This window comes from Streptomyces formicae (assembly GCF_002556545.1).
GTDB classification, from domain to species: Bacteria; Actinomycetota; Actinomycetes; order Streptomycetales; family Streptomycetaceae; genus Streptomyces; species Streptomyces formicae_A.
This window is the reverse complement of the sequence record NZ_CP022685.1, coordinates 8,631,706-8,654,693: the sequence shown is the minus strand read 5'-3', so window position 1 is coordinate 8,654,693 and position 22,988 is coordinate 8,631,706. Positions and strand designations below refer to the sequence as shown.

Genomic DNA, 22,988 nt, shown 5'->3' with positions numbered 1-22,988 from the left:
GCTCCAAAAGCGCAACTTTACGTAGCGCGGGGCCCGGTCTCCAAACCCGCGCCCTTCGCGCACAGCGCCACGAGGTCGTCGACCTCCCTCCGCACGCTGTCCGCGAGGAGGTCGAGGTCGGGCACGGCGGCGGCGTCGGCGACCAGGCCGTAGTGCACCCTGCCGCGGTAGGTGGACACGGCGACGGCGAGCGCCTGGCCCCTGGCGAGCGGCGCGAAGGGGTAGACCTCGGCGAGCGGGCAGCCGCCCAGGCGCAGGCCGACGCCGGGCAGCGGGACGCTGGTGACGAGGATGTCGAAGAGCAGCCGGGCGGCCTGGGCCACCACGGGGCCGCCGATCCGGTGGCCGAGCGGGTGCACGTGCTCGGCGAGCAGCGCGACGGCGCCCGCGCCGCGCTCGGGACCCGCTTCCTTGTTGCGGTCCATGGCGGTGCGCACCCTGCGGAGCCTCACCAGCGGGTCCTCGTCGCTGACCGGGAGGCGCACCAGATAGCCGGAGAGCCGGTTGCCGGGCGGCTGCGCGGTGCGCGGGCGGCGCCGCGACACGGGGACGAGGGCGCGCGGCTCGACGCCCTCGCTGCAGTCGCCGCGCTCGTCGAGCCAGCGGCGCAGGGCGCCCGCCACGACCGCGATCAGTACGTCGTTGACGGTGCCGCCCACCGCCTTGCGCACCTGGTGGACGTCGTCCAGGTCGAGGACGACGCCCGCGGTGCGGCGGGTGCCGGTGGCGGCGGAGGTGAGGGACGCCGACGAGCGCACGCCCAGGGTCGCGCGGGCCACCGACGTGCCGATGCCGAGGGCCTGGCCGACCTCCGTAACGGTCTCCCGCAGGAGCCCGGGCAGCCTGCGCGGGTCCGGCAGGGGCCGCCGGGGGACGGCGGGCGCCGGGCGCCTGGGCCGGGAGAGGGGCAGGTCGACGGGGTCGAGGAGGGCCGCGCCGAGGGTCAGCGCGCGCAGCCCGTCGGCGAGCGCGTGGTGGAACTTGAAGAGCACGCCGAAGGACGTGCCGTCGGCGCCCGGCAGGACATGCGCCTCCCACGGCGGTTTGTCGCGGTCCAGCGGGCGCTGCATCAGCTCGCCCGCCGCGGCGTGGAAGTCGCTCGCGGGGGCGGCGATCCGCACGTGGTCGAACGGGTCGAAGGCGCAGACCGGGGCGCGGGTGGCGCCGCCGAAGGGCAGCCAGACGGAACGTATGCGCATGCGAAGTCCGGGCACGCCTTCCGCGCGCGCCGCGAGGAGGCCCGCGGCGCGCTCCGCCGCGTCGGGCGCGTCGGCCTCGAAGACGCCGAGGGCCCCCAGGTGCATGGGGTGTTCGGCGGTCTCGATGTTCCAGAAGGCCAGATCGAGAGGTGCGAGCAGGTCAGCGGTCTCAGCAGGCGATGTGGTCAATGGCTCGCTCTCGCGTCGGGGGTCGATGCGGGGGGTGGCAAGCACGCAGTCAATCGCCGCCGGGCAATTACAGTCAAGTACGATCAAGCTACGCTGAGTTAATAGCAGGTTAAGGGCCCGCCCCTTCGAGAGAGGCGGGCCTCGTGTGACTCATGTGGTGCAAAAGTGAACTGTCGTCACTTCAGCGCGGGCGGCGCGGCGGCGGGCGATGTGCCCCAGTCCGATGGCCGCTCCCCCACCGTGAAGGAGAGCTCGCGGGTGCCCCGGATGTCGTCGGTGGTCAGATAGGTCTCGTCGAGGGCGGCACCGTCGGTGCGCGCCGACTGGATGTACCGCTGGGTGTCGGACGTGCCCGGTGCCTTCACCGTCAGGGCGCCGCGCGGGTAGTAGCGGCGGTCGAGCCGGATGTCCACGCGCTCGAAGACGGGCGTGGAAAGGCCCCAGGTGTCCGTTCCCGGCTGGACGGGGAAGACGCCGATCGAGGACAGCACGTTCCACGCGGACATCGTGCCGAGGTCGTCGTTGCCCGTCATGCCGGTCGGGGCGTCCGTGAAGAGGGTGAGCGCGGCGTGCACCACGTCCGTCGTCTTCCAGGGCTGGCCGGTCGACAGGTAGGTGTAGGGGGCGATGAGGTCGGGCTCGTTCTGCGGGTTGTACTTGTCGGCGTTGTAGTAGTCGTAAGGACCGTTCACCCACACCTCGCGGGCGGTCCTGGCCGGATCCTTCAGGAGCTGCTCGTACGCGAAGAAGGAGTCGAGCCGCTCGCCCGCCGCCTTCTTGCCGCCGATCAGGCCGACCATGCCGGGCAGGTCCTGCGGCACCAGCCACTGGTACTGCCAGGACGTGCCCTCGTGGAAACCCTCGCTCTTGGCCGGATCGGCGGGCCCGGTGAAGGCCCCCGCGGCATCGCGCGCACGGAAGAAGCCGGTCGAGCCGTCGAAGATCTTCCGGTAGTTCTGCGCCCGTGCCGCGTACCGCTTCGCGTCGTCCTCGTGCCCGAGGTCGCGCGCCATCTCGCCGAGCATCGCGTCGGAGAGCGCGTACTCCAGCGTCGCGGAGGCGCCGTGGTCGTAGTCGGAGTCACCGGGCTTGGCGTGCGGGCGGCCCTTGACGTACGGGGCGAATCCCTCGGCCAGGTACTCCTTGTTGGCCTCGCGCCCGACCGGCGCGGAGTCGGCGGGCGGCACGCCGTCCGCGTTCTTCTTCAGCGCCCGGTACGCCTCCTCCTCGTGCCCTTCGAGCAGGCCCTGCTGGTAGGCGTTGGTGAGGAACGGCGTGACCGGGTCGCCGGTCATGATGTTCGTCTCGACCGTGCCGTAGCCCCACTTGGGCAGCCAGCCGCTCTCCTCGTCGATCTTCAGGACGGAGAGCGCCATGTCACGGGACTCGCGCGGCGCGAGCAGCGCGAGGAGCTGCGCCTGGGTGCGGTAGGTGTCCCACAGCGACCAGTTCTGGTAGTACGTGAAGCCCTTGGCGCGATGGGTCTTCTGGTCCCAGCCCGTGTACCTGCCGTCGACGTCGCTGCCGATGTTCGGCGCGAGGAACGATCGGTACAGGGACGAGTAGAAGGTGCGGCGCACGGTCTCGCTGCCGCCCTTGGCCCGGACGTCGTCGAGCCGGTCCTCCCACGCGGCCCGCGCCGCCTTCGCCACGCGGTCGTACGAACGCCCGCCCTCCGCGCGGAGGTTGAGCGCCGCGCCCTTGGCGTCGACGTAGGAGAGCGCGGTCGTCGCCTCGACGGTGCGGTCCTTCGTGGTGTCGAAGCGGAGATAGGCGCCGTTGCGCTCCTCGCCCGCCGACGACTCCTTCGAGCCCGCCGTGACGGTGCCGCCCCGCCAGGTGCCCGACGCCTTGAAGGGCCGGTCGAAGCGGGTGAGCGTGTACAGCGTGTACGGCTTGGTGTCCTGGCAGAAGCCGCTGCCGGTGATGGCGGTGCGCACCGTGCGGCTGTCCAGGATCTCGACCTTGGTGCGCACGGTCTTGTGCAGCGACTGGCCCGCGTTGAGCAGGACGTTGGCCTTGTCCGTGGCGGGGAAGGTGTAGCGCTGCACGCCGGTGCGCTGGGTGGCGGTCAGCTCGGCGTCGATGCCGCTCTTGAGGCCGACCTGGTAGCGGCCCGGGCTCGCGCTCTCGTCGTCGTGGCTGAACTCGGCGGCGTACTTGGCGTAGTCGGTCTCCTTCACGTCACCGGTCGTGGGCAGCACCGGCAGATCACCGCCGAGCCCGCAGCCCACCCCGGACAGATGCACCGTGGAGAAGCCCCGGATGTGGGTGTCGGAGTGGTCGTATCCGGTGTTGTGCCCGGTGTCGGGCGAGAGCTGCACCATGCCGAAGGGGACGGCGGCGCCGGGATAGGTGTTGCCCTCGTTCTCGGTGCCGATGAACGGGTTGACCAGGTCGGTGAGGCGGCCGGAGCGCGGGGCGTCCGCCTCGGCCGACGGGATCGCGAGGGCGCCGCCGAGGAGCGCGGCCGTCAGCGCCACCGTTCCCGCGCCGCGCAGTCGTGGGATCCATCTCATGCGTGAGAACGCCTCCTTGGAGCTTCGGAGTTCTGGAGCCTGGGGTTTCGAAACCATTCGACAACGTTGTCAGGACACGCTTCGCGATCATTCTTGGGTCGCCCACGCGTACCCGTCAAGGGTCGTGCGCCGTACGGAAAGGGTCGTGCGCCGTACGGAGGAAAAGCCCCCGGTCCACCCGTGCGGCGGACCGGGGACGTCACCCTCAGGAGCTCGCGCAGCCCGGCACCGTGGCCTGCGACGCGTCGCGGATCAGCGCTTCGTGTGCCGCCTTCAGCCGCTTCACATCGGGCTTGACGACCTTGCGGTCGTAGGTGAGCAGACCGTTCAACTCGCCCTCCACGTCCGAGATCTGGGTGTAGACCGCGCCGTTGCCGCCCTTGCAGGCGAGCTTGCGCAGCTCGTCGAGCTTGGCGATGTAGTCGTCCGTGTACCGCGCCGGATCCACGTCGACATAGCTCTGCTGCACGGACCAGGCGTGTCCGGGCACCGCGAGCCCGAGGCCGCCGTACTCGCCGCTCACCAGGGCCCGTTCGCCGTCGGGACGCGGTGGCAGCGCGGGGCTCGGATAGCCGTGCTCGTCCATGATGTCCCCCGTGCCGCCGTCGGCCCCGAGGTTGAGCCCCGACATGTTGTTGACCAGGCGGGTCGGGTCCCAGGACTTGGCCTGTGCGGCGATGCGCCCCACGTCGTACTGGCCCCAGCCCTCGTTGAAGGTCACCCACATGATGATCGAGGGGTGGCTCGCGTGCTCGTCGATCAGCTGCTTCATCTCGTGCTCGTACTGGGCGCGGGCCGCCGTGCTCGGATTGCGGTCCGAGCGCATGGACGGCATGTCCTGCCAGACGAGCAGGCCCAGCTTGTCCGCCCAGTAGAACCAGCGGTCGGGCTCGACCTTGATGTGCTTGCGCACGGAGTTGAAGCCCATCTCCTTGTGCATCTTCAGGTCGTACGCGAGGGCCTCGTCGCTCGGCGCGGTGTGCAGCCCGTCGGGCCAGAAGCCCTGGTCGAGCGTGGCCATCATGAAGACGGGCTTGCCGTTGAGCACGGTGCGCGGGGTGCCGTTCACCTTCTCCACGGAGATGGAGCGCATCCCGAAGTAGCTGCGCACCCGATCGCGTCCGACGCTCACCTTCAGGTCGTAGAGGAACGGGTCGCTCGGTGACCACAGGCGCGGCTTGGCGATCTTCAGGGTGAGCGGGGCGCCGGTCCTGCCTCGCGCCTCGGCGACCTTCTTGCCGCCCGCGTACGCGGTGGCCGTGACGGGGACGCCGTCCCGAACTCCCTTGGTCTCGACGTCCAGTCGACCGCGCTCGACGTCCGGCGTGAGCTTCAGCGAGTCGACGTGGTCGATGGCGACCGGCTCCAGCCACACCGTCTGCCAGATGCCGGAGGAGGGCGTGTACCAGATGCCGCTGGGGTCCAGGCGCTGCTTGCCGACGGGCGGGTTCGCGCCGTCCGCCGCGTCGGTCGGGTCGTGCACGCCGACGATGAGTTCCTGGGTGCGCCCCGGCTTCAGCGCGTCGGTGACGTCGGCGCTGAACTTGTCGTAGCCGCCCTGGTGTTCGGCGACCTTCTCGCCGTTGACGTACACCTCGGACTGCCAGTCGACGGCGCCGAAGTTCAGCCTGAGCCGCTTGCCCTTGCCGACCTGCCAGTCGGCGGGAACGGTGAAGGTGCGGCGGTACCACATGCGGTCCTCGTGCCGCTGGATCCCGGAGAGCTGCGACTCCACGGGGTAGGGCACGAGGATCTTCTCCCCGAGCTGCTTGCCGAACGGGGGCTTCTCGCCCTTCTCGGCGGCCGCGAACTGCCAGGAGCCGTTGAGGTTCTGCCAGGTGTCGCGCTTCAACTGCGGCCGGGGGTACTCGCGGTGGGCGTTGCCGGGCGTGACGTCGTCGCCCCACTTCGTGCGCAGTTCGTACGTCGAGCGGTTCGGGCCGCTGCTCCAGAACGCGGCGACGGGCTTGCCGTCCGTGCCCGCGAGCCCGCCCTTGCCGTCGTAGCGCAGGTCGGCGGTGCCTCGGGCGGTGCCCTGCTTGTTGCCGACGACGGGTTCCTTGAGCCCTACCAGGAGCGCCTTCGGATCGTCCGGGTCCGCCTTGACGTCGCTCAGCGGCCACTTGGCCCCGCCGATGACGGCCTCGATGTGCGAGGCGAGTCCGGCCGGGGGCGGGGCGATCCGCTGGGCGAAGTCGAGCTTGAGGGTGCGGCCTTCCCTGCCCACCGTGGCGGCGGTCGCGCCGTCGTAGTCATAGCCGTCGGGGAGGCGGAACGCGGACTGCGGCACGGCCTTCTTGGCTCCGCCGGGTTCGGTCCAGCGCAGGTGGAGGTTGGAGCCTCCGTAGTGCTCGAAGTACTCGACCTTGATGTCGTAGCCCGTTCCCGCGCTCAACTGGACGGGGGCGGAGGTCTGTTCCTTGTCCCAGTCGTCGACCCAGTGGTCGATGGCGAGCTTCCCGTCGACCCAGAGGCGGAAGCCGTTGTCGCCGGTGATCGAGAAGGTGTGGGCGCCGGACTTCTCCGGGACGACCTTGCCGGTCCAGCGGACGGTGGCGTCGTCGGACTTGCCGGTGGCGAAGGAGAGGCGCGGTTCGAGGTTGTCGAAGTCGATGTTCGGGTCGAAGCCGGTGGCCTTGAGCTCGTGGAAGTCGAAGGCTCCGGGGGCGGACTGGGTGTAGTACTCGCCCTTCAGGCCGTGCACTTCGGGGGCTTCGTCGGCCGCCGTCGCGGCGGGCACGGCGGTGAGCCCCGCGAGGGCGAGGGCCAGGGTGAGCAGCAGGGCCAGTCGTGGGCTGACTCTCGGGCGTCTTCTGAGACGTCGTAGGCGCACGGATCCTCCTTGTCGAGGAAGGGTGGCGGCTCGCTTCGGGAAGCGCGGCGGGCTCGTACCGGGGAAGGGTGGCGGCTCGCCGTCGCAGTCGGTACAACGAATCTGTACAACGTTGGAAGGAACGGCAGTTGGCATGACAGCACGGCTCCGGCGTGCTGTCCAGGGTCACGGCAACCGCCCCGCTCTGCCGGGTGGTTCACGGACGCAGGGAGATCCAGTGCGGGTTAGCCTCAAGGACGTCGCGGAGCGTGCGGGCGTCTCGATCAAGACCGTCTCGAACGTGGTGAACAAGTATCAGCACGTCACCCCGGCGATGCGGGCCCGCGTGCAGGAGGCCATCGACGAGCTCGGCTACCGGCCGAACCTGACGGCGAGGCACCTGCGCAAGGGGCGTACGGGCATCATCGCGCTGGCCGTCCCCGAACTGGGAAATCCCTACTTCGCCGAGCTCGCGGGCGCCGTCATCGACGCGGCCGCCGAGCACGACTTCACCGTCCTTCTCGACCACACGCGCGGCGACCGCGAGCAGGAGGTCCTGGTCAGCCAGGGGTTTCGCACGCGGGTCATCGACGGCCTGATCCTCAGCCCGCTGGAGCTGGAGTCGGAGGACCTGCGGGGCCGCGAGGACGACGTGCCGCTCGTGCTGCTCGGCGAGCGCGAGTACGACCAGCCCTACGACCACATCGCGATCGACAACGTCGCCGCTGCCCGCACCGCGGTGCGTCACCTCATCGGCCGCGGCCGCACCAGCATCGCCTTCCTCGGCGCGCGCACCGACTCCGCGAACCGCCCCGCCCACCTCCGACTCGCTGGCTGGCGCGATGAGTTGACGGCCGCCGGGATCCCGGCGCCCGAGAGCCTGGTGGGCCCGGTCGGCGGCTGGGACCGGTGGGACGGGGCCAAGGCCATGGCGCGGATGCTGGACGCGGGGGTGCGGCCCGACGCCGTGTTCGCGTACAACGACCTGGTGGCGATCGGTGCGATGCGGGTGCTGCACGAGCGGGGCCTGCGGGTGCCGTGGGACGTGGCGGTGGTGGGCTTCGACGACATCGCGGAGGGCCAGTTCGGGGCGGTCACGCTCACCACCGTCGCGCCGGACAAGCGGGCCATCGCGCGGCTCGCTGTCGAGTCGCTGCTGCGCAGCCTGGCCACCCCCGGGGAACCCGGCGGACGCGAAATCACCGCGGAATTCCGCCTGGTGGAGCGCGAAAGCACCCTGGGGCGCCGCTGATCATCGCAGCAGCCCCCACTGCGCGGAGGGTTTACAGCCCACTTTCAACGATGTAAAAAGCTCCCCGTAACGCGAGTTGACCGCAAGTGCCGATCCTCCCGTGAGCGCTCTCAGTGCCGGGGCCGTGCCGTTTTGGGGACTCCATGAAGCCGATCATCCTCCGTACCTCGACCAGGACCCTGCTCGCCGTCGGCCTCGCCGCGAGCCTCGCCCTCACCGCCGGGTGCGCCAAGTCGGAGGACGACGCGTCCGACGACAAGAGCGCCGCGGGCGGCGAGGCGGGCCAGGCCGTCTCGGAGCAGGGCGGCAAGACCTGCGCGATAGGCGCCTACGGCGGAAAGAAGCTCGACCTCAAGGACGCGACGGTGGGCTTCGCGCAGTCCGAGAAAGAAGCCAACCCGTTCCGCATCGCCGAGACGGCGTCCCTCAAGGCCGAGGCCGACAAACGCGGCGTCAAACTGCTCACGGCCAACGCCCAGTCGCAGTTCTCCAAGCAGATCAGCGACGTCCAGGACCTCATCGCCAAGGGCGCCGACCTGCTGGTCATCGCGCCGCTGAACTCCGACGGCTGGGAGCCCGTGCTGCGCGCGGCGGGCGCCAAGCACATCCCGATCGTCACCGTCGACCGCAAGATCAACGCGACCGCCTGCAAGGACTACGTCTCGTTCATCGGCTCCGACTTCGTCGAACAGGGCAAGCGGGCGGCCGACCAGATGATCAGGACGACGGGCGGCAAGGGCAAGATCGCGATCCTCCTCGGCGCGGCGGGCAACAACGTCACGACCGAGCGCACCAAGGGTTTCGAGGACCGCGTCAAGGAGAAGGCGCCCGGCCTGAAGGTCGTCTTCAAGCAGACCGGCGAGTTCGCCCGCGAGAAGGGCCAGCAGGTCACCGAGCAGCTGATCCAGTCGAAGCCGGACATCACCGGGATCTACGCCGAGAACGACGAGATGGGCCTCGGCGCCGTCAACGCCCTCAAGGGCGCGGGCAAGAAGGCCGGTGACGTGAAGATCGTGACGATCGACGGCACCAAGGGCGCGGTGCGCGGCATCGTGGACGGCTGGATCGACGGCGTCATCGAGTCCAACCCCCGCTTCGGCCCCCTCGCCTTCCAGACCCTGGACGACTTCACGCGGGGCAAGAAGGTCGGCCAGGACATCGTCATCAAGGACAGCGCGTACACCAAGGACAACGCCAAGTCGGACCTGAACAAGGCGTACTGACATGCTGTCGGCCAAGTCCGTCTCCAAGACCTTCCCCGGCGTGCGCGCCCTGGACGAGGTCGACTTCACCGCACGCGCGGGCGAGGTGCACGCCCTCATCGGCGAGAACGGCGCGGGCAAGTCCACCCTGATCAAGGTCCTGACCGGCGTCTACACCCCGGACGCGGGCGAGCTGACGTACGACGGCGCCCCCGTCCGCTTCACGACCCCGCTCGACGCCCAGCACGCGGGCATCTCCACCATCTACCAGGAGGTCAACCTCGTTCCCCTGATGAGCGTGGCCCGCAACCTCTTCCTGGGCCGCGAGCCACGCGGCCGCCTCGGTCTGATCGACTTCGCCCGCATGCACCGCGACGCGACCGAGGCCCTGCGCGACCTGGGAGTCACCGTCGACGTCCGCCGCCCGCTGCGCGAACTGGGCGTCGGCGCCCAGCAGATGGTGGCCCTGGCCCGCGCGGCCTCGGTCGACGCACGCGTCGTGGTGATGGACGAGCCCACGTCCTCGCTCGAACCGCGCGAGGTACAGACCCTCTTCGGGGTGATCCGCACGCTCCGCGAACGCGGCATCGCGGTGATCTACGTGAGCCACCGCCTGGACGAGCTGTACGAGATATGCGACCGCGTCACCGTGCTGCGCGACGGCAAGGTGGTCCACACCGGCGCCCTGGCCGACCTGGACCGACTGCGCCTGGTGGCGCTGATGCTGGGCAGAGAGATCGAGACCGTACAGAAGGAGGGCCTGACGAGCTTCACGGGCACTCACGACACCGAGACCGAACCAGTCCTCACGGCAACCAACTTGACGGTTCGTCACCACCTCCACGACGTATCGATCACGATCCGGCCCGGGGAGGTGGTGGGCCTCGGCGGCCTGCTCGGCTCGGGCCGCAGCGAGACGGCGAAGGCGATCGCCGGAGCCCTGCCGGCCGATTCCGGCAGCGTCACGGTCGCGGGCGAGCGCGTGCGCACCGGCAGCACACCCGCCGCCATCCGGGCGGGCATCAGCCTGCTCCCCGAGGACCGCAAGGCCGAGGGCATCGTCCCCGGCCTCTCCGTCCGCGAGAACATCGCGCTTGCCGCGCTCCCCCGCCTGTCCCGCTTCGGCCTGGTGGACGAGAAGCGCATCGACGACCTGGTCGACACGTTCATCAGACGCCTGCGCATCAAGGCGTCGAGCCCGCACCAGAAGGTCGGCGAACTCTCCGGCGGCAACCAGCAGAAGGTCCTCCTGGCCCGCTGGCTGGCGATGCACCCCAAGGTCCTCCTCCTGGACGAGCCCACACGGGGCATCGACATCGGAGCGAAGGCCGAAGTCCAGGCACTCATCGACGAGTTGGCGGAACAGGGTCTGGGTGTCCTGCTCATCTCCTCGGACACCGAGGAATTGATCGAGGGATCGGATCGCGTGGTCGTGCTCAAGGACGGCGGGACAGTGGCGGAACTGACGGGCCCCGAGGTCACCGAACAGAACCTCCTGCGCGCCATAGCGACAACGGAGCTCGCATGACGACCGACCTGGCAACACCTCGCACGAAAGCCACGGACCAGGACCGCCTGCGACGTCAACTCCAAGACTACGGCGTCTACTACGGCGTAGCCGTCCTCCTCCTCGTCAACATCCTGTTCACCCCGCACTTCCTCTCCACCGAGAACTTCCGCACCCAGGCGGTCCAGGTGGCCCCCGTCCTGATCGTCGCCCTGGGCATGGCCCTGGCCATCGGCAGCGAGGGCGTCGACCTCTCCGTCGGCTCCGTCATGGCACTGTCGACCTCGCTCATCTCGCTCTACCTCGGCTACGGCATCTGGATCGCGCTGGCCGCCGCCGTACTGGGCGGCGCCGCCGTGGGCGTGGCGAACGGCGCGCTCGTCGCGTTCATCGGCGTACAGCCCATCGTCGCGACCCTCGCCCTGATGGTCGCGGGACGAGGAATCGCGCTGGTCCTCCTCCCCCAGCTCAAGGACGTCCACGACCCGAGCATGGCATCGCTCGGCTCGGGCGACCTCCTCGGCATCCCCTACCTCGTGCTGATCGCCGCGGCCCTGACCCTCCTCGTCGCCTTCGTCGTGCGCCGGACCACCTTCGGCCGCCAACTCCTCGCGATCGGCGACAGCCGCCCCGCGGCCCGCCTCGCTGGCCTCCCCGTACGCCGCGTCCTGATCCTCGTGTACGTCGCCTCCGGCACCCTCGCGGCCGTCGCGGGCGTCCTCGCCACCGCACGCCTGACCGCGAGCGACCCGACCTCGCTCGGCACCCTGATGGAACTCTCGGCGATCACCGCGGTCGTCGTCGGCGGCACCCCGCTGAGCGGCGGCCGCGTCCGCATCGGCGGCACCGTCGCGGGCGCGGTCCTCATCCAGTTGCTCACCGCCACGCTCATCAAGCACGACCTGCCCCCGTCATGGACACAGATCGCCCAGGCCGTGGTGATCGTCCTCGCCGTCTACGCGGCCCGCGAAAGGGGCAAGCGATGACCACCCACCCCACCCCGACGGACCCCGTGCCTCCCCCCTCGACGCCTCCCATCCCCTCCGCGCCCGCCCCGTCCTGGCAGGACGAGGCCACGGGCCCCACCCGCTCCGAGCGCCTGAGCGCCCTGGCCCAGCAGCACGGCGCGCTGGTCACGCTGGTCGTCGCCGTGTTCGCCGCGTGGCTGAGCTTCGACACGTTCCTGACGACCGACAACCTGAGCAACATGGCGGTGTCGTCCGCGTTCCTCGCGGTCGTCGCGCTCGGCATGACGTTCGTGATCGTCACCGGCGGCATCGACCTGTCGGTCGGCTCGCTGTTCGCGCTCGGCGGGGTCCTGGCCGCCTGGGGCTCGCGGTACGGAACGGCCGTGGCGCTGCTGCTCCCGCTCGCCGCGTGCGCCCTGATCGGCCTGGTCAACGGCCTGCTCATCGCCCGCTCCCGGCTCGCGCCTTTCATCGTGACGCTGGCGGCGATGCTCGGCGCGCGCGGCATCCTCCTGGCCGTCACGGACGAGGGTTCCCGGACGTACCTGGTGGACAAGGACTCGTTCTTCGCGAAGCTCGGCCAGGGCGAGGCGCTCGGCGTCGGCGTACCCGTGTGGATCACCCTCGCCCTGTTCGTCGCGGGCGCGGTGACGCTGCGGCGCAGCCGTTTCGGTCAGTACGTGTACGCGGTGGGCGGCAACGAGGACGCGGCGGCCCTGATGGGCGCGCCCGTGGCCCGTACGAAGATCGCGGTCTACACCCTGTCGGGCCTCTGCGCGGGCCTCGCGGGCGCGCTCAACGCGGCATGGCTGGTCTCCGGGGTGACGATCCTCGGCTCCGGGATGGAGCTGGAGGCGATCTCCGCGGTCGTCATCGGCGGCACGCTGCTCACCGGTGGATTCGGCTTCATCAGCGGGTCGTTGGTGGGGGTGCTGCTCCTGAAGGTGATCCAGAACGTGATCAACCAGATCGGCTCGCTGGACTCGGCGTACCAGCAGGTGGTCAGCGGCGGGTTCCTCGCGGTGGTGGTGATGGCGCAGACGTGGCTGGGCCGCAGACGGCGGGTGCTCTGAGCCGATCCCCCGCCCCCCGTTTCCCGCTTCAGGCAGGCACGATCTGGCCCTTCCCCAGCGCGATCACCCCGCCCTTGGAGACGGTGTAGAGCTCCTCGTCCCGCTCCGGATTGACCCCGATCGTCGCTCCCGGCGGTACGTCGACGTTCTTGTCGAGCACGGCGCCCCGCACCACCGCGCCGCGCCCCACCCGCACGTTGTCGTGGAGCACGGAGCCCTGTACGACCGCGCCCTCCTCGATGCTGACGCCGGGCGAGAGGACGGAGCGGGTGACCTGGCCGCGGATGACGCAGCCGGGGCTGACGATCGACTCCCCCGCGATGCCGCCCGCGCAGAACTTGGCGGGCGGGAGCCCTCCCGGGTGGGTGTAGATGGGCCAGCGGCGGTTGTCGAGGTTGAAGACGGGATGGTCGGAGATCAGGTCCATGTGGGCTTCGTAGTACGAGTCGAGGCTGCCGACGTCACGCCAGTAGCCGTGGTCGCGCGGGGTCTCCCCCGGCACGTGGTTCCCGTCGAAGTCGTACACCTGGGCGAGCCCGCGCTCGGTGAGCAGCGGCAGGATGGATCCGCCCATGTCGTGCGCGGAGTCCGGGTCCTCCGCGTCCTGCTGGAGGGCGTCGACGAGCGTCTTGGTGGTGAAGAGGTAGTTGCCCATGGAGGCGTAGACCTGGTTCGGCGCGCCGGGCAGGCCCGGCGGATCGGCGGGCTTCTCCAGGAAGCGCTCGACCTTCGTCCCGTCGCGCGCGGGCGTGATGACGCCGAAGGAGGAGGCGTCGGCACGCGGCACCCTGATCCCCGCGACGGTCACCGCGGCGCCGTTCTCGATGTGCTGCTTGAGCATCTGCCGCGGGTCCATGCGGTAGACGTGGTCGGCGCCGAACACCGCGATGTAGTCGGGCTGTTCGTCGTGGACGAGGTTGAGGGACTGCAGGATGGCGTCGGCGCTGCCCGAGTACCAGCGCGGCCCCAGACGCTGCTGGGCGGGCACGGGGGTGACGTAGTTGCCGAGCAGGCTGGACATCCGCCAGGTCGTCGTCACGTGCCGGTCCAGGGAGTGCGACTTGTACTGCGTCAGGACGCAGATGCGCAGGATGTCGCCGTTGACGAGGTTGGAGAGGACGAAGTCGACGAGGCGGTACGTCCCGCCGAACGTGACGGCCGGTTTGGCGCGGTCGGCGGTGAGCGGCATCAGCCGTTTGCCCTCCCCGCCCGCGAGCACGATTCCCAGCACCGAAGGTCCACCGCGCATCCCGGCCTCCTACTCGTGGGCTAACTCTCGGCGTGCAGGATCTCCTCGTACACCTCGACCGTGCGCCGGGCGACCGCGTCCCAGCCGAACTCCCTGACCACGTGGTAGCGCCCCGCGCCGCCCATCGCCGCGGCCCGCTCCGGGTCGGTGGCGACCCGGTTGAGGAGGAGCGCGAGGTCGTGCTCGAACGCCTCGGGGTCCTTGTGCTCATAGGGCACGAGTAGCCCCGTGGTGCCGTCCTGAACCACCTCGGGGATGCCGCCGACGCGCGAGGCGACGACGGCGGTGCCGCAGGCCATCGCCTCCAGGTTGACGATGCCGAGCGGTTCGTACACCGACGGACAGGCGAACACCGCCGCGTGGGTGAGGAGTTGGACGACGTCGGGGCGCGGCAGCATCTGCGGGATCCAGCGCACGCCCGCGCGGGAGCGGTCGAGCTCCTCGAAGAGCGTGCGGAACTCCGCGTCGATCTCCGGGGTGTCGGGCGCGCCGGCGCACAGCACGAGCTGTACGTCGCGGTCCAACTTCCGTGCGGCGCGCAGCAGGTGGGGGACGCCCTTCTGTCGAGTGATGCGGCCGACGAAGAGCACGTAGGGGCGGCCGGGGTCGATGCCGAGGCGCGCCAGGACGTCCGTGCCGGGGTCGGGCCGGTACAGGTCGGTGTCGATGCCGTTGTGGACGACGCGCACCTTGGTGGGGTCGATCCCCGGATAGCAGGCCAGGATGTCGTCGCGCATGGCGCCCGACACCGCGACGACGCCGTCCGCGGCCTCGACCGCCGTGCGTTCGGCCCAGCTCGACAGGGCGTAGCCACCGCCGAGCTGCTCCGCCTTCCAGGGGCGCAGGGGCTCCAGGGAGTGGCAGGTCACCACGTGCGGGATCCCGTGCAGGAGCTTGCCGACGTGACCTGCGAGATTGGCGTACCAGGTGTGGGAGTGGACGAGGTCGCGGCCGGTGAGGGCGGCGGCCATCGACAGGTCCACGGAGAAGGTGCGCAGCGCGTCGTTGGCGCCGTCGAGCGCGGGCCAGGCCCGGTGCCGCCGGACGCCTTCGGCCCCCTCGCCCTCTCCCCAGCAGTGCACCTCGACGTCGGCGAGTGAGCGCAACTCCCGTGCGAGGAACTCGACATGGACGCCCGCGCCGCCGTAGACATCGGGAGGGTACTCCCGGGTGAGCAGTCCCACTTTCACGTAGAACCCCCAGTCGTCCGCCTGATGTCGGGCGCGCCCCCTCATGGTCACCCAGACGACGCCCCGGGGGAAGACCGCTGCGGCGGCCGTTCGAAGCAACAGTCGCCGCACACTCCTCCGCCCGGGCAGCGGTAGTAGAGGCAGCAGCTGCGGCGCCGGAAGGCGGTGCCGCCGAGCGTGCCCGTGCCGCGCAGCGCGGGGTGGTCGAAGAGCGCGGCGGCGAGGTCGAGCGCCCGCTCCCCCACGTCGGCGCGGCCGGTGCGCGCCGCCCAGCCGTGCAGTTCGCGCGCGGCGCCCGCGAGCGCGGAGCCCGCGTTGCCCCACAGCAGCCCCGCGGAGATCCGGTACCTGGCGCGCAGCGCGGCCGACAGCGGCGCCAGGTGTCCGTGCTGCACGACGTCCCTGATCGTGCCGGGATCGCCGGGCAGCGGGCGCACCTCCGTCAGCCACAGGTCGTCGGGCGACGTGCCGTCGGCGTCCCAGCTCAGCAGCGCCGGGTCGAGGTCGGGCACGGCCCCGTACAGGGCGGCGGAGCCCAGCGTCACGGACCACAGGCGGGCCGCGAGACCGAGCTGGGCCACGGACACCGCGACGCGCTCCTCGGGCGCGCCGAGGCGCCGTCCGACCTTGTCGACGCGGAAGGCGAGGGGATCATCGCCGGGGCCCTCGGGGAGCGCCGTGCGGGCCGTTCCTACCAGCGGGTAAGGGGGTGTCGGTGCCGCTGCGTACACCTGCGCGAACGGAGCGGCACCCCTGACGGTCGGCGCGCCCTCGCGCAGGGCGAAGAAACCGCCGACGGAGCCGAGTTCTGCCAGGTCGATGTGGGTGGTCACGGGATCAGTACAGCAAGTCACGGCGCGCCACCGGCCTCCGGGTCCGCGACTTCCGTCCCTAGGGGCTACCCCCTCCAGGGGAGGAGGGGACCTGGTCGTACTCCATCGGTAGTAGGACCCAATGCGTGCTCAGGTACGACGACGCGGGGCGCTTCGCGAGGCATCGTTGTAACCATGGAAGCCGACCGTTCGTCCCGCCGGGATCACCGCGCGTACCGCACACCGCGGAGCACCTCATGAGTGCGCTCGCGCTGTCCGTGGCGCTCTCCCTCGTCTCCGCCGTGGCGTACGCGGGCGGTGCGATCCTCCAGGAGCGCGTGGCGACGTCCACGCCGGACCGGCGGTACGCGCCGCTGCGCCGCGGTGTCTGGTGGACCGCGATCGGCCTCAACGGCCTGGGCGCGCTGCTGCACGTGGTGGCCCTCGCCTACGGACCGCTCAGCCTGGTGCAGCCGCTGGGCGCCCTGACCATCGTCTTCGCCCTGCCGATGGCGGCACTCTTCGTCGGCAGGAAGGCCGGGGCCACCGCGTGGCGCGGCGCGATCATGGCGACGGTGGGCCTCGCGGGACTGCTCTCCCTGACCTCGGCCTCCGGCTCGGGGAGCCTGGACGCGGCCGAGCGCATGATGCTCGCGCTCATCACCGGCGGCGGCGTGCTGGCCCTGATGGTGGCCGCGCACGCGGCGCACCGTCACCCGGTGGTGCGCAGCGTGCTCCTGGCCTGCGCGGCCGGTGCGGCGTTCGGCATCGCCTCGGTGTTCACCAAGACCGTGGCGGTCGACTGGGACCGGGACGTCGCGCTGGTCGAGCAGCTCCCGAGCCTCGGTGTGATCGCGGTGCTCGCGGCGGCCGGTGTGCTGATCTCGCAGGCGTCCTACCGGGGCGCGGGACTCGCGGCGCCGCTGTCGACGGTGACGGTCGTCAACCCGGTCGTCGCCGCGGCCGTCGGTCTCACACTGTTCGGTGAATCCTTCCGCTACGGCACCGCGGGCACCGTCATCGCGCTCGGCTGCGGGGTCGTCGCCGCGGGCGGCCTGATCCTGCTGACCACGGAGCGGCTCGGGGACACCGCGGCGGTACGGAGCGTGACGGTGGCCGAGGGCCCCGTGACGGCGCCGGAGACCACGCCCGTGACCGCGCGGGACGCGGCGCCCACGGCCACCGCGGACACCGTGCCGATACGGGCCGCCGACACCGGTGAGGGCACCTCGCAGGAGGCTCCCGGCCGGGCATCGGCGCCCGTGCCGAGGCCGCCGGCGGAGAGCCGCCCGCTGCCCGCGCTCCCGGCACAGCACGCCACGATCCGCACGCGCCGCGGGACCGTGCCCCGGTACCCGCTGCACAAGGGGCAGCGGATCGGGTCCTGACCCTCGGGCACCCGGGCGGCCGGAACCACGTCAGATGCGCACGCCCCGCGCCCGCAGATACGCCAGCGGGTCGATGTCGGAACCGAAGCCGGGCCCCGTCCGCACCTCGAAGTGCAGATGCGGGCCCGTGCTGTTGCCGGTGGATCCGGAGCGCGCGATGCGCTGCCCGGCGCCCACCTTCTGACCGGCCTTCACGGAGAGCGCGGAGAGGTGGCCGTACTGGCTGTACTTGCCGTCCGCGTGCCGGATGACCACCTGGTAGCCGTAACTGCCGCCCCAGCCCGCGGAGACGACGTGGCCCGCGGCGACCGACTTCACCGAAGTGCCGGTGCTCACGGGGAAGTCGACGCCCGTGTGGTAGCCCTTCGACCAGGAGCCGCCCGCCGCGCGGTAGGGCGTGCTGGGGGAGGCGGCCACGGGGGCGAAGGCGGCGGCCGAAGTGGCGGGCCTGGCCTGCTCCTTGTGCCTCTCCTTCGGCTTCTCCTTGGGCGCTTGCCTGGGCTTCTCCTTGGCCTTCTCCCGAGCGGCGTCCTTGGCCCGTTCCTTGGCCCGTTCCTTGGCCCGCTCCTTGGCCGCGGCCTCCTTCTTCGCCTCGGCCCGGCGCTGCTCGGCCTTCTCCCGCTCACGTGCCGTGCCGTCGGACGCGGGCCGCTTGCCGTGGCCGTGCACGGAGAGCCGCTGCCCGGGGGTGATCAGGTCGGGGTCGCCGCCGATGACGCGGCGGTTCGTGTCGTAGAGCTGCTGCCAGCCGCCCCTGACCCGCCGGTCGGTGGCGATCCCCGAGAGGGTGTCGCCGCGCACCACCGTGTACATCTCGGCGCTGCCCGCCGCGGACTGCGGGGTCACCTCCGGCTTGACGTCCCTGACGTCACGCTTCGGCTTCGCCTTCTTCGGCGCGACGACGGGGGCCGCGTCCGGGGTCACGTCCGGGGTGCCGCCGCCGCGCGTCAGCCCGGCCTTGCCCGAGCAGACCGGCCAGGCGCCGGGGCCCTGCGCGTCGAGGACCTTCTCGGCGACGGCGATCTGCTGGGCCTTGGTGGCCCGGTCCGCGCGCGAGGCGTAGGCCGTGCCGCCGTACGCCTCCCACGTGGACTGCGTGAACTGGAGCCCGCCGTAGTAGCCGTTGCCGGTGTTGATGCTCCAGTTGTTGGTGGACTCGCAGGCCGCGACCTTGTTCCAGGTGTCGACGTCGGCGGCGCCCGCGGTGCCCGCGACGGTCAGCGGGAGCGCCATGCCCGCGCCGCCCGCCGTGACGGTCAGCGACGCGCGGTTGATGCGGTTCGGCTGGTACCGGCGGTGCCGACCACGTACGGCCATGGGAGCCCCCTCAGACACACGTCATCACGGATTGCACACCTCGGACACACGACAAGCCCGCAAGCTAGCGGGTCCCACCGAGGGCTGACAAGACCGTGACACGGGACTGGAGTTGAACAGCTCACTGCCTCAAGTGGTCGGACAGCCACCGCAGTTGCACTCCCTGCTGGTAGGGGCCGCCGCCCTCGTGATCGTTGAAGGAATACACCTCCATCGAACGCTCCCGCCCCGCGTACGCGTTGAAGGCGGCGAACACCGTCGACGGCGGGCACGTCATGTCCTGCAGCGCCGCGGAGAACAGCGCGGGCGCCCGGCCCCGGGTGGCGAAGTGCACGCCGTCGAAGTACGACAAGGTCTGGAAGACCCGCTCCTCACCGCCCCTGCGCGCCTTCAGGTAGAGCCCGATCTCGCTGTACGGAGGCCGGTCGGTGAGGGTGGCCGCACGCGGGAAGTCGCAGAGGAACGGCACGTCGGGCGCGATGGCGGTGAGGTCGGGGACGAGTCCGGCGACCGCGAGGGTGATCCCGCCGCCCTGACTCGCGCCGAGCGCGGCGATCCGCCCGGCGTCCACCAGGGGGTGGGCGCGGACCGCCTCCACCGCCCGCACCGCGTCGACGAAGACGCGCCGGTAGTAGTACGCGTGCGGGTCCTCGATGCCACGGGTGAGATACCCGGGGTGCGCGGGCCCGCTGCCCACCGGATCGGGGGTGTCACCCTGCGCCCATCCCCCGCTGCCCTGCCCCCTGGTGTCCATCACGAAGTGCGCGAACCCGGCGGCGGCCCACAGCAGGTGCATGTGCGCGAGGCCACGCCCGCCTCCGTAGCCGATGTACTCGACGACGGCGGGCAACGGCTCGTCGGCCGTGGCCCCCGCGGGCAGAACCAGCCATCCCTTGATCGGATGCCCGCCGAAACCCGCATACGTCACATCGAACACACTCACACCCGGCAGGGGCAGCCGCACGGGCTCGAAGCGGGCGTCGAGGTCGAACTGGCGCGCTTCGAGGAGGCTCTTCTCCCAGAAGGCGTCGAAGTCGTCGGGCTCGGTCAACTCGGGCCGGTAGCGGCGTAGTTCGTCGAGAGGCAGGTCGAAATGGGGCACGGGCGGCTCCTCCTCGGTACGTGGACTCGGACGAGCCACGCTACGCCGGGAGCGCGCCACGGGTCACGGGCGATTCGGCGGGGGGCGGGGGCGGGGGCGGGCGGGACCGATCCCCGCCCGCCCCCGAAAGGTGTCGGCAACACCTCAGGAATCAGGAAATGGGCCCCGGCTGCGGCTCCGGCGTCGGCTCGGGACCCGGCGGCTGCGGGATCGGCGACGGCTCGGGCGAGGGCAGCGGCTCGGGCCTCGGCACGGGATCCGGATCGGGGAACGGCCGGTCCGGGTCCGGCAGCGGCTTCGGCGGCGCGGGATCGGGATACGGATGGGTCATTGCGGTCCTCCAGCCAGTGGTTCAGTCGGCTTCACCCCCGCGTACCCGAGGCCCCCGCTCCCAAGCCTTCCATCATTCGACCGAGCCCGCGCGGGCGGACGCGGTCCGAACCAGGCCACGCCCGTGCCATCGGCATCGGCAGAACCCTCACACCAGCCGCGCCGCCGCCGAGAACCCGGGCCCGGGGCTGGAGAGCACGGGCGCCCCCGCTCCCCCGCCGCCCGCACGAGGTCCTCCGCCACCGCCATCGACGCCTGCGCGAGCACGATCGCGTCGGCGCCGTCGACCGCCGCGACGGCCTGCGCAATCGAACGCGCGTACCCATCGGTATCGCCCGCCTCGAACAGGTCCCAGGCGCCCTCCACCAGGACGGGACGCACCTCAGCGGTACGCCCGGCGCGCCGCGCCTCCTCCTCGACGAGTGCCACGGTGGGACCCAGCGTGGACTCCACCGTGGCAAGGACGACGATCCGCCGCCCCGCCGCGACCGCCTCCGCGGCCATGGGCCGGTCGACGCGCAGCACGGGAAGGCCGTCCGCACCCACGGTCTCGGCGACACCGCCGATGGTGGAGCAGGTACAGAGCACGGCGCCCGCACCGTCCGCCACGGCCTGGTCGAGCGCGGCCCGCACGTCGGCGGCCACCGCGTCCGGGCCCTCCCGACGCGCGCGTTCGAGGAGCGACTCGTCCACGTAGTGCCGCAGTTCGAGCGCGGGACGGTGCGCGTCCCGCAGGGCGTCGAAGACCGGCACGTGCACCGGTGACGTGTGCAGAAGACCGAGCGTCACCATGCCGACGGGTCCGTCCTGACCTTGTCCAGGGCGGCCCTGAGCAGCGCGTCCGACGCGGCGGGCGCCTGGTCGGGGTGGCGCTCGGCCCACTTCGCGACGTACGGGCACAGGGGCACGACCGCGAAGCCCTCCCGCCCGGCGATGGCGTAGAGCTCGGTGGCCAGCGCCCCGGCGATGCCCTTGCCCTCGTGCGCGGAGTCCACTTCGGTGTGCACCGGCACGAGGGCGGCCTCGGGCTCGTCCAGCGTGAAGTAGACGACGTGACCGACGACTTCACCGCCCTCACGTGCTTCGAGCACACCCCGGGCCCGATCGTCCTTGATCTCGGTCATCGCACTCTCCTCACGCCGTGGGCGCCTCACAGGCTCAGCGGACTCCGCGCCTGCCCGTCGTCGCCGGGCACGGGCTCGGCCGGATCGGCACCCAGGGACACGATGCGGTTGCCCTCGTCGACGTGCACGACGCGGGGGCGCAGCGCCCGCGCCTCGGCGTCCTCGACCTGGGCGTAGCTGATGATGATCACCTTATCGCCGGGGTGCACGAGGTGCGCGGCCGCGCCGTTGATGCCGATGACACCGCTGCCGCGCTCGCCCTCGATGGTGTACGTCTCCAGACGCGCGCCATTGGTGATGTCGACGATGTGGACGAGCTCGCCCGGCAGCAGGTCGGCGGCGTCGAGGAGGTCGGCGTCGATGGTGACGGATCCCACGTAGTGCAGGTCGGCCTGGGTCACCGTGGCGCGATGGATCTTGGACTTGAACATGGTACGGAACATCGGAGTACTCCCACGAGCAGGCTCCCTGCCTGCCTTTTTGCAGGTCAAGGGCTAACTTCAGACGCTACATCGAGTCGCACGTTCGGGCAGCCATCGTGGCGACGGCTCAAGCCTACGCAGCGCCCCCGAAGAACGTCCGTGATCACCGTCACGCAGACATCTGGACGGCCGGAAAGCCCCTTTCCCGGCGGCCGTGCGCCCAAGAAGGCGTGTCACTCGCGTACTTGAGAGCACGCGGTCTTGCCCTGGCAGTGGGTTGCCCCAAAAATGCGCATGACAAAACCGAAGGACCTTCGGTCACACAGTCATCAGAGGGGAACCCCACATGAACAAGCCTCTCGTTGGTGCCGTCTTCACCGCGCTGCTCCTCGGCGCGACGGCGATACCCGCGTCCGCCGTGAGCAACGAGGCGCCGGTTTCCAGCAAAGGCACGGCCGCGGCGAGACCCGCCACGGCGCCCCAGGCGAAGGTGAAGGCGAAGGCTGTGACCTTCGCGGGTACCGTGGCGCTGAGCAACTGCTCGGGCTCCCTGGTGCGCGTGCCCAGCTCGCAGCCCACGGACAAGGCGCTCGTGCTCTCCAACGGCCACTGCCTGGAGACAGGCTTCCCCAGTGCCGGGCAGGTCATCGTCAACCGGGCCTCGAGCCGTAGCTTCACGCTCCTGAACGCCAGCGGCGGCAGCCTCGGCACCGTGCGCGCCAGCAAGATCGCGTACGGCACGATGACCGACACCGACGTCTCCGTGTACGAACTGACCAGCACCTACAGCGACATCGAGAGCCGCTACGGCATCAAGGCCCTCGACCTGGACGCCGCGCACCCGCAGACGGGCCGGGCCATCACGGTCGCCTCCGGCTACTGGAAGCGGATGTACCGGTGCAACACGGACGGCTTCGCGTACCGCCTGAAGGAAGGCCAGTGGACCTGGAAGGACTCGCTCCGCTACACCCAGCCCTGCCAGGTCATCGGCGGCACCTCGGGATCGCCGGTGATCGACGACGCCACCGGCAAGGTCGTCGCCGTCAACAACACCATCAATGAGAGCGGCCAGCGCTGCACGGACAACAACCCGTGCGAGGTCGACGAGAACGGCAAGGTCACCGTCCGGCCCAGCATCGGCTACGCCCAGCAGACCTACATCATCGTTCCCTGCGTCGGCGCCGGCAACAAGATCGACCTGAACCGCCCCGGCTGCACCCTGCCCAAGCCCGCCCTGGCGCAGAAGCACCGCTCGCCCGCCGGCACGAAGTAGCAGGTCCGCTCGCCAAGGCCGCCCTGGCGACCGCACATGAGTGAGGGCTCCCGGAACCCG

The 22,988-nt window shown here is 71.1% G+C and carries 18 protein-coding genes and 1 pseudogene; 7 read left to right on the top strand and 12 right to left on the bottom strand.

What is annotated here, in order from left to right:
• Positions 1-17: 17 nt before the first annotated feature.
• The 3 genes from KY5_RS37355 to KY5_RS37345 all read right to left on the bottom strand — a co-directional run bounded on the left by KY5_RS37355 (position 18) and on the right by KY5_RS37345 (position 6,740).
• Positions 18-1,388: a wax ester/triacylglycerol synthase family O-acyltransferase gene (locus KY5_RS37355; protein WP_098246351.1), complete on the bottom strand. Its 1,371-nt coding sequence runs from the start codon at positions 1,386-1,388 to the stop codon at positions 18-20.
• 176 nt (positions 1,389-1,564) lie between these two features.
• Complete coding sequence (locus KY5_RS37350) at positions 1,565-3,907, bottom strand: GH92 family glycosyl hydrolase (protein WP_098246350.1); 2,343 nt, start codon at positions 3,905-3,907, stop codon at positions 1,565-1,567.
• A gap of 205 nt (positions 3,908-4,112) precedes the next feature.
• The gene (locus KY5_RS37345; RefSeq protein WP_234363052.1) at positions 4,113-6,740 is read right to left on the bottom strand and encodes a PA14 domain-containing protein; all 2,628 of its coding nucleotides are present in this window, start codon (positions 6,738-6,740) and stop codon (positions 4,113-4,115) included.
• A gap of 217 nt (positions 6,741-6,957) precedes the next feature.
• Between KY5_RS37345 and KY5_RS37340 the strand changes: the two genes are divergently transcribed.
• The 5 genes from KY5_RS37340 (at position 6,958) to KY5_RS37320 (ending at position 12,721) form a co-directional block, all read left to right on the top strand.
• On the top strand, positions 6,958-7,971 hold the full coding sequence (locus KY5_RS37340; protein ID WP_098246348.1) for a LacI family DNA-binding transcriptional regulator: 1,014 nt from the start codon (positions 6,958-6,960) through the stop codon (positions 7,969-7,971).
• Positions 7,972-8,114: 143 nt separating this feature from the next.
• Positions 8,115-9,194, top strand: a complete 1,080-nt coding sequence (locus KY5_RS37335; protein ID WP_098246347.1) for an ABC transporter substrate-binding protein — start codon at positions 8,115-8,117, stop codon at positions 9,192-9,194.
• 1 nt (position 9,195) lies between these two features.
• Entirely contained in the window at positions 9,196-10,701 is a 1,506-nt protein-coding gene (locus tag KY5_RS37330) for a sugar ABC transporter ATP-binding protein (RefSeq protein ID WP_098246346.1), read from the top strand.
• Positions 10,698-11,666 (top strand): ABC transporter permease, encoded by a 969-nt coding sequence (locus KY5_RS37325; protein WP_098246345.1) that lies wholly within the window; start codon positions 10,698-10,700, stop codon positions 11,664-11,666. Before KY5_RS37330 ends, KY5_RS37325 begins: the two co-directional genes overlap by 4 nt.
• Complete coding sequence (locus tag KY5_RS37320) at positions 11,663-12,721, top strand: ABC transporter permease (protein WP_234363051.1); 1,059 nt, start codon at positions 11,663-11,665, stop codon at positions 12,719-12,721. The genes KY5_RS37325 and KY5_RS37320 overlap by 4 nt, the downstream gene beginning before the upstream one ends.
• A gap of 28 nt (positions 12,722-12,749) precedes the next feature.
• On the opposite strand, the gene glgC is transcribed toward KY5_RS37320, so the two are convergent.
• The 3 genes from glgC to KY5_RS37305 are packed head-to-tail and all read right to left on the bottom strand — an operon-like array spanning position 12,750 to position 15,993.
• A complete protein-coding gene (gene glgC, locus KY5_RS37315; protein WP_098246344.1) occupies positions 12,750-13,970 on the bottom strand; it encodes a glucose-1-phosphate adenylyltransferase in 1,221 nt (406 codons plus the stop codon).
• Between the two features lie 20 nt (positions 13,971-13,990).
• Entirely contained in the window at positions 13,991-15,154 is a 1,164-nt protein-coding gene (glgA, locus tag KY5_RS37310) for a glycogen synthase (protein WP_199843409.1), read from the bottom strand.
• Positions 15,155-15,207: 53 nt separating this feature from the next.
• Positions 15,208-15,993 carry an IucA/IucC family C-terminal-domain containing protein gene (locus tag KY5_RS37305; RefSeq protein WP_098246343.1) on the bottom strand — a complete coding sequence of 262 codons (786 nt, stop codon included), beginning with the start codon at positions 15,991-15,993 and terminating at the stop codon, positions 15,208-15,210.
• Positions 15,994-16,229: 236 nt separating this feature from the next.
• On the opposite strand from KY5_RS37305, the gene KY5_RS37300 reads away from it, so the two are divergent.
• Positions 16,230-17,360, top strand: coding sequence for a DMT family transporter (locus KY5_RS37300; RefSeq protein WP_199843407.1), 1,131 nt, complete (start codon positions 16,230-16,232; stop codon positions 17,358-17,360).
• 30 nt (positions 17,361-17,390) lie between these two features.
• On the opposite strand, the gene KY5_RS37295 is transcribed toward KY5_RS37300, so the two are convergent.
• The 6 genes and pseudogenes from KY5_RS37295 to panD form a co-directional block, all read right to left on the bottom strand.
• Positions 17,391-18,677, bottom strand: a complete 1,287-nt coding sequence (locus tag KY5_RS37295; protein ID WP_098246342.1) for a transglycosylase family protein — start codon at positions 18,675-18,677, stop codon at positions 17,391-17,393.
• 121 nt (positions 18,678-18,798) lie between these two features.
• Positions 18,799-19,779: an acetylxylan esterase gene (locus tag KY5_RS37290; protein ID WP_098246341.1), complete on the bottom strand. Its 981-nt coding sequence runs from the start codon at positions 19,777-19,779 to the stop codon at positions 18,799-18,801.
• A gap of 151 nt (positions 19,780-19,930) precedes the next feature.
• Entirely contained in the window at positions 19,931-20,110 is a 180-nt protein-coding gene (locus KY5_RS37285) for a hypothetical protein (protein ID WP_098246340.1), read from the bottom strand.
• A gap of 147 nt (positions 20,111-20,257) precedes the next feature.
• A pseudogene (locus tag KY5_RS37280) lies at positions 20,258-20,901 on the bottom strand (aspartate/glutamate racemase family protein).
• Positions 20,895-21,263 (bottom strand): GNAT family N-acetyltransferase, encoded by a 369-nt coding sequence (locus KY5_RS37275; protein WP_267894310.1) that lies wholly within the window; start codon positions 21,261-21,263, stop codon positions 20,895-20,897. Before KY5_RS37275 ends, KY5_RS37280 begins: the two are co-directional and overlap by 7 nt.
• Positions 21,260-21,676 (bottom strand): aspartate 1-decarboxylase, encoded by a 417-nt coding sequence (gene panD, locus KY5_RS37270; RefSeq protein WP_098246338.1) that lies wholly within the window; start codon positions 21,674-21,676, stop codon positions 21,260-21,262. Before panD ends, KY5_RS37275 begins: the two co-directional genes overlap by 4 nt.
• Before the next feature lie 325 nt (positions 21,677-22,001).
• Between panD and KY5_RS37265 the strand changes: the two genes are divergently transcribed.
• Positions 22,002-22,928, top strand: a complete 927-nt coding sequence (locus tag KY5_RS37265; protein ID WP_098246337.1) for a S1 family peptidase — start codon at positions 22,002-22,004, stop codon at positions 22,926-22,928.
• Positions 22,929-22,988 lie beyond the last annotated feature (60 nt).